General features: G+C 40.0%; 9 protein-coding genes. 4 read left to right on the top strand and 5 right to left on the bottom strand.

The genetic code is table 11. The features are described from left to right. Positions 1-94 precede the first annotated feature (94 nt). Together FBD94_RS19665 and FBD94_RS19660 are read left to right on the top strand one after the other, a co-directional pair. On the top strand, positions 95-1216 hold the full coding sequence (locus tag FBD94_RS19665) for a DUF4407 domain-containing protein (RefSeq protein WP_136881462.1): 1122 nt from the start codon (positions 95-97) through the stop codon (positions 1214-1216). A 34-nt stretch (positions 1217-1250) separates the two neighbouring features. After that, positions 1251-2207, top strand: coding sequence for a M28 family metallopeptidase (locus FBD94_RS19660; RefSeq protein ID WP_136881461.1), 957 nt, complete (start codon positions 1251-1253; stop codon positions 2205-2207). On the opposite strand, the gene FBD94_RS19655 is transcribed toward FBD94_RS19660, so the two are convergent. The 3 genes from FBD94_RS19655 to FBD94_RS19645 are packed head-to-tail and all read right to left on the bottom strand — an operon-like array spanning position 2204 to position 3599. Beyond that, positions 2204-2698: a GNAT family N-acetyltransferase gene (locus FBD94_RS19655; RefSeq protein WP_136881460.1), complete on the bottom strand. Its 495-nt coding sequence runs from the start codon at positions 2696-2698 to the stop codon at positions 2204-2206. The genes FBD94_RS19660 and FBD94_RS19655 overlap by 4 nt on opposite strands. Further along, positions 2695-3258, bottom strand: a complete 564-nt coding sequence (locus FBD94_RS19650; RefSeq protein ID WP_136881459.1) for a thiamine pyrophosphokinase — start codon at positions 3256-3258, stop codon at positions 2695-2697. Before FBD94_RS19650 ends, FBD94_RS19655 begins: the two co-directional genes overlap by 4 nt. Positions 3259-3260: 2 nt before the next feature. Beyond that, positions 3261-3599 (bottom strand): hypothetical protein, encoded by a 339-nt coding sequence (locus FBD94_RS19645; RefSeq protein WP_136881458.1) that lies wholly within the window; start codon positions 3597-3599, stop codon positions 3261-3263. Between the two features lie 228 nt (positions 3600-3827). Here FBD94_RS19645 and FBD94_RS19640 point away from each other — a divergent pair, with 228 nt between their 5' ends. Both FBD94_RS19640 and FBD94_RS19635 read left to right on the top strand, forming a co-directional pair. Beyond that, positions 3828-7694, top strand: coding sequence for a TIM-barrel domain-containing protein (locus FBD94_RS19640; protein ID WP_205945910.1), 3867 nt, complete (start codon positions 3828-3830; stop codon positions 7692-7694). Between the two features lie 87 nt (positions 7695-7781). After that, positions 7782-8861 (top strand): acyltransferase family protein, encoded by a 1080-nt coding sequence (locus FBD94_RS19635; protein WP_136881457.1) that lies wholly within the window; start codon positions 7782-7784, stop codon positions 8859-8861. A 3-nt stretch (positions 8862-8864) separates the two neighbouring features. On the opposite strand, the gene FBD94_RS19630 is transcribed toward FBD94_RS19635, so the two are convergent. Continuing rightward, positions 8865-11069 (bottom strand): alpha-galactosidase, encoded by a 2205-nt coding sequence (locus FBD94_RS19630; RefSeq protein ID WP_136881456.1) that lies wholly within the window; start codon positions 11067-11069, stop codon positions 8865-8867. Positions 11070-11082: 13 nt separating this feature from the next. Continuing rightward, entirely contained in the window at positions 11083-14424 is a 3342-nt protein-coding gene (locus FBD94_RS19625) for a DUF5107 domain-containing protein (RefSeq protein ID WP_136881455.1), read from the bottom strand. Between the last annotated feature and the right edge of the window lie 26 nt (positions 14425-14450).

The raw sequence follows: 14450 nt of genomic DNA, 5'->3' as shown, positions 1-14450 counted from the left end.
AAATTACACTAACAATAGCCTATTTATTTCTGTAACAACTTAATAACCCGGGCGTTTAATAGTGAAGTCTTTATTAACTTTGTTTTTTTACATCATGAATTCTATATCTCGTTTCTTTTGGTTTTGCTCTGGCGCGCACATTTCGACCCTGGCAAAACACCCAACTGAGCACAATAAATATATAGGCATTGGCGCCACCATATTCTTTACCGGACTGTTTGCAGCCCTTTCGGGTGGCTATGCCATGTACTTTGTTTTTAAAGGTGATCCCGCAGCTGTCCTTTTTGCCGTATTTTTTGGCATCATCTGGGGATTGGCCATTTTTAATATGGATAGGTATATTGTATCCAGCATCAATAAAAGCGCAAGTGCCAATAAGCAGATTTTACAAGCTACCCCGCGTATTTTACTAGCCATTATGATCGGGATTGTAATTTCTCGTCCACTAGAACTTAAAATATTCGACAAAGAAATTAAAGAACGCTTAAAGGTAAGCTACCTGAACAACCAACGTTCGCAGATCGACACCCTCAATGTCGCATTTGAAAACAAATATGCCATAGAACTAGGCAAGCTAAATGAGGCCAAAGCACAGAGGGATTCGACAGCCAACGGCATAAAATCCGACAGGGAGAAACTCAACTTTGAGATATTTGGCAATAAAACGACCGAAACATCGGGTGTGATGGGTTATGGCCCCTACGCCAAAAGAAAGGAAACAGAGCTAAGGCAACGGGAAAAGGAACTAGATACTTTAACGGCAGACGTACGTGCCCTGGAGAAGTTTGTGGATGGCCGCAAGCAGTTTGATGGCCTGATGACCGAGAAACTATATACCGGGAAGCAACTGGATAGCTTAACTAGCTTAGCCGGGTTTGCAGACAGGAATTGGGCCTTGGGACAATTGAGCTTTAACCGAGATGGAACAAGGGACATGAGCACCTCTCTGGCCGTTACATTTATTGGTTTGCTATTTATTTTCTTTGAATGTCTGCCAGTTTTCGTAAAATTGATGAGCAGTAGAGGGCCGTACGACAAATCGGTAGAGAATTTAGAGCTTACACAGATTTACCAATCGGACAAGGACCGAGAGTTCGAAACCACAGTGATTGATGATGTACAGGAAACACGAGTCTCCACCGAAACTGAAAAACGAAAAGAAATTATAAAAGGACAGGCTTACCATGACCTTAAACACCATAATTGGGATAGCTAACCCCATTTAGAAACAACATAATCAAACTGAACTAATGAAAAAAACTGTTTACACGCTTTTAGCACTATTATTTACCCAGTTAGCCTGGGCACAGAACATCGACAAAATCATTAACAAGGAATACGTAGACAGGCTAATAAAAACGCTGAGTAGCGACGAGATGGAAGGTAGAGCGACCTTTAGTCCCGGTATTGATAAAGCTGCAACATTTATCGAATCAGAGTTTAAAAGTATCGGACTCTTACCAATGGAAGGTGAAACTGGATTTAGACAGTCCTTTGAAATGGACGGAAAGCCGCTATTTAACGTTGTCGGAGTAATTCCGGGAAAGTCTAAAGCCAAAGAACTAGTTATATTTTCTGGCCATTACGATCACCTTGGGATTATAAAAGCGAAGGGAGATGAGCAAGACAGTATAGCCAACGGCGCAGATGATGATGCTTCCGGCATTACGGCCATGATTGCCCTGGCAAAGTATTATAAAAAGCTAAACAACAACGAACGCACTTTAATTTTCGTGGCTTTTACGGCAGAGGAATTGGGCGGTTTTGGCTCAAAACATTTCTCGAAGAAATTGAATCCCGACGATGTAGTTACGATGTTTAACATTGAAATGATCGGAAAGGAAAGCAAGTTTGGTAAAAACACAGCTTTCATTACTGGCTTTGACAAGTCTGACTTTGGTAAAATCCTTCAGAAAAATCTAGCAGGAACGCCTTTTACTTTTCATCCTGATCCATACACCAGACAAAATCTGTTTTACAGAAGTGACAATGCCACCCTTGCTGCACTAGGCGTTCCGGCACATACCATTAGTACCGATCAGATAGACACAGATCAGTTATATCATACAGTGAAAGATGAGTACAGCACACTAGATTCGGAGAATATCCTGGCTACGGTTAAAGCGATTGCGCTTAGCGCGATAAGTATTGTAAAAGGTACGGATACCCCAACCAGGATCCCTAGATTAATAGAAAAGCACGATTAAATCGCCATTTCCATTACATAATCATTCATAAGGAAACCGTTACCGATATCAAGGTCAACGGTTTCTTTTATATTAAAGCCTGCTTTTATATAGAATTCAGTCGCTTTATTGTCTCTGTTTACATTCAGTTCCAGCGATTTTCCGCCCGCTTTTCTTACCATATTTACGACTTCATTAATCAGCAGCTTACCAAGGCCTTTACCATGCGCTTCGGGTAGCACATATAATTTGTGCAGTTTATAAATATGGTTAGTAGAATCTAGAATAGAAAAACTGGCAAAGCCAAGATCCAAGTCATTCTCTTCTGCCACTAAAAAAGTATAGCCTTTTTGCAATTGCGAGAGTAACTCGCCCTTATTGTACATTTTCTCGAGCATATACTCAATCTGCTTGGTCGAAATAATATCGCCATAAGCAGCAGGCCAGGTTTTCTTTGCCATCTCCTGGATACTTTCAATATCCTCTTCCTTTCCGCTTCTTAAAAGAATCATAATACTTCGCTTATAAATAAGTACTCCGTTGTAAAGTTAAACTCTACAAATCCATCATTTATAACGACAAAGTCACCATTTTCTTCTTGTCTAAGGTTGCTGGTTTCGAAATAAGAGATCACCTCGATTTTAAATATGCTGCCTTTGGGCTTCCATACTTTAAATCCGGACTTTATGGCATATGCCTTTTCCGTTTCTGTAAATACCACAATATTGATTTCGGAAATATAACTCCCCAATTCCCTTAAGTTACTTTTTGTATCAATCACATTAACGGCCTGATATTGCTCTGCAATCAGGAAGTCTAACACCGCATCCAACTCTTCTGTTTTAACTTCAATTACTCTTGTGTTTTCTTGAAAAGTATGATTGCCCGAAGCATTTACTACAGCATCAACCTTTAAGCCCATGCTGATGGCCTTCTCGTAAACAGAATCGTTAACGATCAAAGTAGGGCTCCATTCTAATAGCTGCCCTAGATATTCTTCATTAAAAGCACCGAATTGATGAATGTAAAGTGCCGGCTCTTGTTTTTCTCTGATGATATGGTGTGATGACATTTCTAACCTACTTTATAAACGTAGAACTTCTTATTTCTGATCGGCTGGCCCTTAATCTCCAAGCAATCTCCTTTTTTATCTCTGGTGTGTTTGATTACGAAAGGTTCATCGCTTGCCTTACAAGCTTCATAAGCTAGTTTCAAACGATCGATATAAGTATCTGCATCAACTTTCCATTTCTGGCCCAAATACCAAAAATATGCCGAGACATTTCTCGTACTTCCCAGCATTTTTCCGTCTAGTCGAATATGAGTTGGATTTTGCTCTTTATAAGGAAGAACTGCTTGAGTGTAAAACTCAGTAAAATCTTTGTATTCCGGAATAACGTTTATTGTGCTCATAGTTGATTTTCCCGCAATTTACATGATTTCCCATTCTTGTGATAATTTTTGAGATAATATGTTTGTTGTGTTCAATCTGAGAGCGTCATTATTAATGGATTGCAAACGTTTGCGCGGTGTTTACCTAAGCACATACACCGCTTACTTTACTACATTTTATAACTTTACGTTGCGTATAAACCAAAATCTATTTACATAAATTCCATCGCAATTAGCCAATAAACCAAAATGATGAAAATATTTTGCCGATCTAAACTTCAACGCACAGCATTGCTTGCACTAGCTTTCCCCTTACTGATTTCTGATGCATCAGCCTGGGCTGTACAAAAAACAACTGCCATACAACAGCTAACACAACAAAATCAAAAAGTCATTAGCGCAAAGAAAGTCGGCCCAACTGTGATTGAGGTACTGCTCTCCAACAATCAACGACTGACATTAGATTTTTATAGCGATCAAATATTCCGACTTTTTCAAGATAATTCTGGAGGAACAATGAGGGATCCAGAAGCCAAACCCGCAGCTAAAATATTGGTAGAAAACCCAAGAAGACAGGTCACACAATTAAATCTAACCGACGGAGCTAATTTGGTTACAATATCCACAGATAAGATCATTATTGAGATAGACAAGAATACCACCTTGTTAAAAATCACTAACCCGGTTACCAAGGCTGTTATTCTGGAAGAAACCACACCAACAAATTTCGAGAAAGCAGCAGTAACGCTGACATTAAAAGAAAACCCTCAGGAATACTTTTACGGTGGTGGCGTACAAAACGGTCGGTTTTCACATAAAGGAAAGGCAATTTCAATAGAAAATCAAAACAGCTGGACTGATGGAGGTGTAGCTTCTCCAACCCCTTACTATTGGTCTTCTAATGGCTATGGCATAATGTGGAATACCTTCAAAAAAGGTAAATATGATTTTGGAGCTAAAGAAAAGGGATTGGTAAAATTGTCGCACGAAACGGATTACCTGGATGTTTTTTTCATGACCGGCGATGGGGCTACCGCACTTTTAAACGGTTTCTATCAGCTAACAGGAAACCCAGTGTTGTTGCCTAAGTTTGGTTTTTACCAAGGGCACTTAAATGCTTACAACCGGGATTTCTGGAAAGAGGATGAAAAAGGAATTTTGTTTGAGGACGGCAAACGATACAAAGAGAGTCAAAAAGATAATGGTGGCACAAAAGAATCCCTGAACGGAGAAAAAAACAACTATCAATTTTCTGCCCGTGCCGTTATTGACCGATATAAAAAGAACGATATGCCATTCGGTTGGATACTGCCAAATGATGGTTATGGCGCCGGTTATGGGCAAACAGAAACTTTAGATGGAAATATTCAAAACCTGAAAAGTTTAGGCGATTACGCCCGGAAAAATGGTATCGAAATTGGATTGTGGACACAGTCCGATCTTCATCCAAAACCTGAAGTTAGTGCTTTATTGCAAAGAGATATCCTAAAAGAGGTAAAGGATGCCGGAGTCCGCGTATTAAAAACAGATGTAGCCTGGGTAGGTGCTGGATATTCATTTGGACTTAACGGAGTGACAGATGTGGCTCAAATCATGTCTAATCAAGGAAACAACAGCAGACCTTTCATTATATCCTTAGATGGCTGGGCCGGTACACAAAGGTACGCAGGTATTTGGTCGGGCGACCAAACCGGGGGCGTATGGGAATATATTCGGTTTCATATCCCGACGTATTTGGGCTCTGGTTTATCCGGACAGCCTAATATTACTTCGGATGTAGATGGTATTTTTGGGGGTAAAAACACAGTAGTCAATACCAGAGATTTCCAATGGAAAACCTTTACTCCAATGCAATTGAACATGGATGGCTGGGGATCTAACGAGAAGTATCCACAGGCATTAGGCGAGCCAATCACATCCATCAACCGAACCTATTTAAAGCTTAAATCTGAATTGATGCCCTATGCCTATAGCGTTGCCAGGGAGGCGGTGACAGGTTTACCGATGATCAGGGCGATGTTCCTTGAATATCCGAATGCCTATACCAAAGGAACTGCAACTCAATATCAATTCCTATATGGCCCTAATTTTTTGGTTGCCCCAATCTATAAGGCGACTAAATCAGATGAGAAAGGCAATGACATCCGCAACGGAATCTATTTACCGGAAGGGGTTTGGATTGATTACTTCACAGGAGAAAAATATGTCGGGAACAGTATCTTAAACAACTTCGATGCCCCAATATGGAAACTTCCCGTGTTTGTAAAGGGCGGCGCAATTATTCCAATGACAAATCCGAACAATAATGTCAAGGAGATCAACAAGGGAGTTCGTACTTATGAAATTTATCCATCGGCAAAGAGTTCGTTTACAGAATATGATGATGATGGAATAACAGAACAATACAAATTAGGAAAGGGTGTATCGACCTTAATCGAAGCTGAGGTTGAGCAGAAGAACACTGCAGTCGTTACCATTCATCCTTCAAAGGGTGATTTCGATGGTTTCGTAAAAGAAAAAACCACTGAGTTTAAAATAAATGTAACGGCAAAACCGAAGAAAATATCCGCTAAAATCGGGGGAAATAACGCCAAACTGACCGAAGTAAATTCAATGGATGACTTTCTAAAGAAGGAAAATGTATACTTCTACGATGCGGCTCCCAACTTAAATAAGTTTGCGACCAAAGGAAGCGAATTTGAAAAAGTTGCCATCACCAAGAACCCTCAGCTTCTGGTAAAACTTGGTGCTACCGACATTACGACAAATGCGATAAACCTCAGTATTGAAGGATTCAAATATGAACCGGCAAATAAACAATTGATCTCTTCTGGAAAATTAACTCCCCCTGTTAATGCCCAGATCACGGCCAATAATACGGAAGCTTATACCCTGAAACCAACATGGAAAAAGGTTGATCATGCCGATTTCTATGAAATAGATTTTAATGATATGCATTATACCACCATCAAAGACACCACGCTGTTATTTGACGGATTAACTGCAGAAACAGCTTATTCTTTTAAACTACGTGCAGTAAATAAAGATGGGCATTCGGATTGGACAGAAATCAAGGCAACTACTAAATCTAACCCGCTGGAGTTTGCAATCCAGGGAATTGTTGCCAAAACCACAGCCGAAAATCAAGGAGGATCCAACATCGGAAAATTGTTTGATTTCGATGAAGGCAACATGTGGCATACGAAATGGGGTACAAAATCGGTGCCTTTTGATGTGGTTCTTGATCTAAAATCAATCCATCAGCTGGATAAATTCCATTACCTGCCTCGTATAGGAAAAGGAAATGGCATATTATTGAAAGGCCAGGTATTCTACAGTAACAATAAAGAAATATGGACCACAGCAGGCTCTTTTGAATGGGCAAACAATGATGAGGTTAAAATATTCAATTTCGCTGACCATCCATCAGCGCGTTACCTTAAAATTGCGATTACCGATGGTGTGGGCGGTTTTGGTTCAGGTCGTGAATTATATGTGTTCAAAGTTCCTGGAACAGAAAGTTATCTCCCTGGAGACATTAACAATGACCGTTTGATTGACAGAAATGACCTGACGTCTTATACCAATTACACGGGGTTGAGAAAAGGTGATGCCGACTTTGAAGGGTATATCAGCAATGGTGATATCAATAAAAACAACCTGATCGACGCTTACGACATTTCGGTGGTCGCCACACAGCTCGACGGTGGGTTTGGTAACCTTAAAATAGATAAAGTAGCTGGTAAATTGAATATCAGTACAGATAAACAGACCTATAACAAGGGTGAAATCATCGAAGTTAAAGTGAAAGGCACAGACCTTAAATCTGTTAATGCTTTAAGTTTTGCATTGCCATACAATCCACAGGATTATGAGTTTGTAGGAGTCCAAACATTGAACATGAAGCATCTGGAGAACCTAACCTATGACAGACTGCATACGAACGGAAATAAAGCCTTATATCCAACGTTTGTAAACTTAGGAAACAAAGAGGCCTTAGAAGGCAATGGAGATCTATTTATATTGAAATTGAAAGCGAAACGGAAAGTGAAATTTGATCTTAAAGCGATTGATGGCGTCTTGGTTGACAAGAATCTAGATACTGTTAAATTCTAAAAAGATTTTAATAATCATCGTAATGACTAATAAAAAAACGCTCCAAATGGAGCGTTTTTTTATTAGTATATTCCTTAATATTACCCTATGGAAAATAGAGATCATTATGTACCGTTTAACCATTTCCGTTTCTATGAATTAGATCTTATGCGGTTTCTGGCGGCATTGTCAGTACTGTTTTACCATTATACTTTTTTCGCAACAAGGATACATTCAACACCCGAATTTGGCATAGACAAGTTGTTACGATACGGGTATCTCGGGGTAGATGCCTTCTTTATGATCAGCGGCTATGTTGTACTAATGTCTTCCATGAATAAATCCCCAAAATATTTTTTTGTTTCAAGGGTAACAAGACTATATCCTGCCTTTTGGACAGCCTGTCTGCTTACTTTCGCTATTTTATATTTTGGAAAAATAACACAACCGGGAGTTCCTGTTGCAAATTTTAAGCTGCTAGCCTATAACTTAACAATGTTACAAGGCTTTTTTGGCAAGCCAGATCTAAACGGGGTTTTCTGGACCCTTACTTATGAGATTGGCTTTTATTTTATCATCCTGCTGATCGCTGCACTTAAGTTTTGGAAGAACCTTTTGCCTATTATATTATTGTGGTTGGGTTACACCTTTATCGCAGGTCCGCATACCGCCAGTAATGCTTTCTACTTTTTACTGATGCCTAAGTACAGCTGTTGCTTTATTGCAGGTATGTTGTGCTATTTGCTACGTATTAAATATGCATCAGCCTGGAAAATTTATCTCTTACTGACTGTATGTTACCTATTGAATATCAAGCACGATATCGTCATTATGGAAGACATGAACAATTATTATCACGATGCAAATGCATACCGCAGTTACATAATGATAATAATCGTTACAATACTTTACCTTTTTTTCCTGCTATCAGCGTTACAAAAACTGGACTTCTCCAAATTAAAACAGGTAGCTCAATTAGGTGTACTAACTTACCCCCTTTATCTTATACACGGGTTTGGAATAGGTGCTTTTATGATTTGGGGCAACCATATAAATAAATATATTCTTTTAGCAGCTGTCACCATAGTCATGATCCTTTTTTCCTTTATCATTTATAAATATATAGAAAAGAAGGTCCAGCCCTTACTTAAATCGCTTATAACGAAGCTAATTGACTTCAGCAGCTAGCAGCTATTTATTCTCCTCTATTTGCAATACCACGCTGGTCCTTCCCGAATTTACAACAGGATTAAATCCCACTGTCATTAGAAAATCTCCCGTATAGCTTTTGGAACTGTCAATAGATGAATTGGTCCCCGGATAAACATTCAGTTCTTTAATGCTATATTTTTTTGCTTTATCCAATCCTTTAAGTTTGATTGGAAATTTGCTGCCTTCATCGTACCTGTTACTAACCAGATAATTAAACATCAATGCCTTAGTTTTATCTGTATTGACGTATGACATCGAAGCCACGCTATTTTCACGCGGATCGGCCAGTCGGTACTGGTCTCCCTGCCAGATAACTGGCTTTATAGCATTATAAGTTTTCACCGCGTCCTGCACATATTTCAGATCATTATCCTTCAAATGGCCGATCACAATATCAAAGCCCAGTTTACCCATCATGGCCACATCAGTACGAAACTTGATGGACTGCTTACCCCAATCCGTAACATGATTTGATGAGGTAATTGAAGGATAGAAATAAGAGTTTTCCCACTGGATAAAAATGCGTTCCAAAGGATCGGTGTTGTCACTTGGCCAAAACTCCGTAAAGTATTTTAACGCCGCATAATCCACACGGCCGCCACCACCTGAACAAAGCATCATCGGCACATCAGGATATTTGGCACGGATTCTTTCCAGTACTTTGTAAAGTCCACGCATATATTCGATGTAAAAATGATTCTGATTACCTATAGTAGCAGAATACGCATTATAAATTACGGCATTACAGTCCCATTTAAGATAGGCAAGGTCCGGATTTTTAGTAAAAAGGTCATCAACTACGCCGAAGACAAAATCCTGTACCTTGGAATTAGTAAGGTCCAGCACAAGCTGATTTCTGAAGTAATATTCTTTCCTCGCCGGCTGTTTAACGACCCAATCGGGATGTTTTTCATACAGATTACTTTTAGGATTTATCATCTCCGGCTCTATCCAGATGCCAAATTTTACGCCATTGTCCTTTGCCTCCTTCACCAGTGATGATATCCCGTTTGGAAGTTTGGTTCTATTTTCTTCCCAATCACCTAGTCCGGCAACGTCACCATTACGCGGATATTTGTTGGCAAACCAACCGTCATCCAGTAAGAACATATCCACACCCAATTTTTTAGTGTCCTTCAACAATTCAAACAGTTTACTTTCGTTAAAATCAAAATACGTAGCTTCCCAGTTATTCAATAAAGTCAGTCTTTGGCCTTTACCATCAAGAATCTTATAATTTCTGGCCCAGTTGTGCATATTCCTGCTGGCATTTCCCTTACCTGTGCTTGACAGGGTATATAAAAATGCCGGAGTTGTAAATACTTCGCCGGGCTTTAAAGTATAAGCAGAAGCAAAATTATTCATGCCTGAAATGATCTTCAGATTGTCCAGATTGTCCAGTTCTATATCGGTTCTAAAATTGCCACTATACTCCAGTGCTCCATAAAGCACAGTTCCTTCGTCTTCCGTAGCAGGTCTGTCCAGAGAAATCATAAACACAGAAGGCTGGAATAGATTGGCGCGTGTACCCAGTTTAGAATCCAGCGTTTTGATCCCATGGGTAATTTTTGTTTCCTCAGAACGCATTTCTTTGGCCCAATCCCCATAGTACTGTTTCAGGTAATAACTGCCAGCTCTCAAGTACAGATTAGCCGAAGCAAACTTATTAAGCAGCACATTGCCTTTTTCTTTATGTTTAATTACACTCCACTGCTCTACTATATCATCGGCAAAATAGGTTTTGTAATAAAGGATTACCTCAAAATTATACGCCGGATCCTTTAAAAGCACACTTGTCTGCGAAACATCATCTGCTATTTTTTCCACCTTATGGCTCACATACTGCAGATCAAGGGAATTATTGCCGTCTGCATGGGTTACACTGATTGCAGGTTCAAATAGATTTCTTGATCCCGAAGGTGTATAAGCCGAGCTCAAAACGCCGGTATAATCATCTGACTGTTTATACACAGAAGGAATCAGATTATATTCAGCTGGACTGGACAACTTTTTACCGAAGTATATGGTACCCAGATTTCCTTTTGCATCAGCCTGTAATACCAAGGCGTTGCTTTTTGTTTCTATTTGAATAGTCGTTTGGGCTGCGGTATTTAATGCACTAAAGGTTATTAAAATAAACAATAAGGGCGCATAAGTATAGCATAGTTTTGTATTGCGATTCATATTAGTAAAAAAACTAACTGGTGAAATTTGTGATTTGTTTAGAGATTTCCAGATGTTGTTTTGCCCCCGCATGTTCTGCATCGAGACTCAATACCTTTAAAAATGATTTCCTGGCCTCATCTTCTGCTCCGAGTCCCAACTGGCCGAGCCCGATGATAAAGTTGCAATGGATCTTATTCCTTATGTCCAGGTCATCTTCAAAAATCAGCATATTAGGTAGTGAAACAGCGAAATAATCAATTTTTACGCTGTCATTTAAATGCTCCTGGCCGTAATTAACCAGGCGGTTAAAAATCAGATCAGACTTCTCCAGTTCTCCCAATTTTTTCCACGCCAGCCCCTGATAGAAAATTTTATCCGGTTGCTGATCGTTATAAAAAATAGCTGCAGAAGGTTCTGTACTCCCGATGGTCGCCTTTTGGTAACATTCCATAGCTTGCTCATGCTGTCCAAGTTCATCAAAGGCGCAGCCCATCAGGTAAAATATATCGTTTTCCTGTGTCCCATGCAACTTCCCTTCACCCAGGTTATGCGGATAAACCTGCGCCTGATTTAATATTTCAATAGCCCGATTATAATACCCGTCCCTAATCATTATGCCTGCTGTTTGGATCAGTGCAAATACATACTGTCCAGAAGCTTTACCTTCACCACCTTCCCATGGATGAAATTTTCTGTCGCCCAGCAACTGCATTGCTTTGGTAGGATTACCCATAAAATTATGGATTGAAATCAATTCCAGGTAAACATCATCACGCTGTAATACAGCTTCATAATTTTGCTCTATAAATTTTAAACGCTCCTCCGGCTTACGGTTTAATCGTTTGTAAAGCTGATGAAGCTCCATCAATACACGGTCGTCTGTTGGGTCAAGTTCAAAGGCTTTTTCAAAGCACAGCAATGCCTTTTGCTGATCCTGAAGCTTATTGAAATAAGCAATCCCAAGATTTCTCCAGACAGTCGGGAAGCTATCGCCGGCTTTTGCAGAATTCTCCCAGTTACTGATCGCATCAATATACTGGCGTTTATCATAGAACAAATTACCTAGATAATAAGGCGCTTTGGAATCCTCCGGATTAAGTTTGATGGCCAACTCCAATACTTTGATCTCCTCTAACCTGTTTGGAAAACAAAGATAAGAATCTGCAGAAGCCGCCTTTTCAAGCCATTTTGATGCCTGCACTGCATTTCCTGAATAATGGCTGAATGATGCCAGGTGATAATAAACCAAAGGATGCGTTGAGTTTCCTTTAATCGCGTGACCAAGCAAATCCGCCGCTTCATGATATAACCCAGCAGCCGCATAATCCAACGCATAGGCAATAAAGTTTTGTTCATATCCTCTCGACAATCTGATCAGCTCATCCAGTGCATTACCGCATTCGGCAGGTTTACCGGTTGATCCGTAAACCAGAGAAAGCTCGTATAATGAACCAAGATTAAAAGGATCTCTTTCCAGTGCAGCCAGCGAAACCGCAATTGCTTTGTCGTACTGACTGGTTTTTCTGTAGGCCGCAGCCTTAACTACATAAGCCTTGCTGTTATTCGCATTAAAATCCAGTGCCAGATTGATGTGTTCAAGTGCCAGTTGATCGTCGCCCCTGGCTAAATCAATCTGAGCTACGGAAAAATAACCACTGTCTTTCCAGGCATTGCTCCAGGTAGACTTGTAAAAAGCTTTATAGGCTTCATCTGGCTGATCCTGGAACATCAAACACAAGCCCAGATTATAATAAGCTTCGGTATCATAAGGATTTGGGTTTCGCTGTATGCTGGTTGCTATCGCTTTTCTAAAAAAATCCTCACTTTTAGCAAACTTCCCTCTTCGCAAATACCATAATCCTAGTGCATTGTTACAACGGATATCCTTCGGATCCCGTTTTAATGCTTCTTCGTAATATGGTACCGGACTATAAGTGGCGTGTCGATATTGTTCCAGATGCTGGCCAGTCAGAAATAATTGTTCATTATTGTCAGTATCTTCCGGTGCTACTGCAGGTTTTGCTGGCTCAGGAATCTCATTGATCTTATTGCATGCAGCTTCATACCTAAGCAGTTCCTTACCTTTTTCAGAAGTGATCACCAGTAGTAATTTGTTTTCTTTTACTCCCTCAGGAATATTAACCGTACGGCTATACACTTCTTTTGGATCGATACTGATCTGTTCTTTAAACAACTCCTTTCCCAAATAACTGAGACGAATATTGATGTGCTTTTGAAAAGAAGTCACATAAATTTTTAGTTCGACCAGATTCCCTTTTGTATCAAAGGCCAGTAAGACATCCTTAGTTGCATTCTTGACCACGCCAAGATCCCTGTAAGGCATAAAGTACTGTGTAAAGGATTTCTCTTCATTTGGCATTAACCAGGTAAAATCAGGCTGATTATCAGTAAACATACCGGTCATGAGTTCTATATAAGGCCCGTCTTCGTCGGTCAGATTTCTATCCCATGCCTGTCCAAAATCACTGTGTCCCCAGGTCCATTGTTTTTTACCCGGAGAAACATGGTGATTCGCCACATGAAGCAGGCCTGCCTTTGAATCATGCTCATAGCCACCTACAAAATCATAATCTGAATTGATGGCCATATACGACGTCGGAACCGGAATATTCTTGTACATCGAGATGTCTGTGCCCGGAGAATAATCGACTTTATAATAAGTTCCTGTAGCAATTGGAAAAGTAGACACGTCACGTTTACCATGATCATATACAGCATTTACATCGGGAGGAAACACAGATTGATAGTAGTCATTGACCTTAACTGCCGGATTGGCCCACCATAAGAATGTTTGCGGCAGACTGGACCGGTTGAGCAATTTGGCTTTGATTTCTATATAAGCCTTGTCCGGATGTAAAGTAAAACCAGCCAGTCCTTTGGTATGAAACATTTGCTCCACCTCATTTACCCACACCGTTTTACTTCCGTCTTCATTTTCCTCAATCTTGTAATCAATAGGCGCAAATGTACTCGGGCGATGGTGCTGAGGCCAGTTAAATTCTATACCACCTGAGATCCATGGACCTGTAAGCCCTACCAAGGCAGGTTTGATCACCTGGTTGTAATAGATGAAATGTCTTTGTTTTATTTTATCATATGCCATCTGGATCCTGCCACCAAGTTCAGGTAGGATCATGATCTTCAGGTATTCATTCTCTAAAAACAACCCCCTATATGACTTGTCTACTTTTTCATCATAGATCTTTTCAATAACAGGATTTGGGTACACTACCCCGCTGCTTCCCTGGTAAATGCGTTTTTCAAAGAACATAGGATTCTTTTCGGGCTTACCTATACCATAAGTTGGTATCATAACCTCCTCTTCCCAAACGTTTACTTGTAATGTCTTCATTGTTTATTTGGTATAATAATGATGTA

Origin of the sequence: Pedobacter hiemivivus, from assembly GCF_005144565.1 — a bacterium.
In the GTDB taxonomy this organism is placed as follows: domain Bacteria; phylum Bacteroidota; class Bacteroidia; order Sphingobacteriales; family Sphingobacteriaceae; genus Pedobacter; species Pedobacter hiemivivus.
This window is presented reverse-complemented; position numbering and strand designations above follow the sequence as displayed.

Coding starts and splice junctions, on each gene's coding strand:
- FBD94_RS19660 (WP_136881461.1), top strand. CDS start 1,251: ATGAAAAAAACTGTTTACACGCTTTTAGCACTATTATTTACCCAGTTA.
- FBD94_RS19640 (WP_205945910.1), top strand. CDS start 3,828: ATGATGAAAATATTTTGCCGATCTAAACTTCAACGCACAGCATTGCTT.
- FBD94_RS19635 (WP_136881457.1), top strand. CDS start 7,782: ATGGAAAATAGAGATCATTATGTACCGTTTAACCATTTCCGTTTCTAT.
- FBD94_RS19650 (WP_136881459.1), bottom strand. CDS start 3,258: ATGTCATCACACCATATCATCAGAGAAAAACAAGAGCCGGCACTTTAC.
- FBD94_RS19655 (WP_136881460.1), bottom strand. CDS start 2,698: ATGATTCTTTTAAGAAGCGGAAAGGAAGAGGATATTGAAAGTATCCAG.
- FBD94_RS19625 (WP_136881455.1), bottom strand. CDS start 14,424: ATGAAGACATTACAAGTAAACGTTTGGGAAGAGGAGGTTATGATACCA.
- FBD94_RS19645 (WP_136881458.1), bottom strand. CDS start 3,599: ATGAGCACAATAAACGTTATTCCGGAATACAAAGATTTTACTGAGTTT.
- FBD94_RS19665 (WP_136881462.1), top strand. CDS start 95: ATGAATTCTATATCTCGTTTCTTTTGGTTTTGCTCTGGCGCGCACATT.
- FBD94_RS19630 (WP_136881456.1), bottom strand. CDS start 11,069: ATGAATCGCAATACAAAACTATGCTATACTTATGCGCCCTTATTGTTT.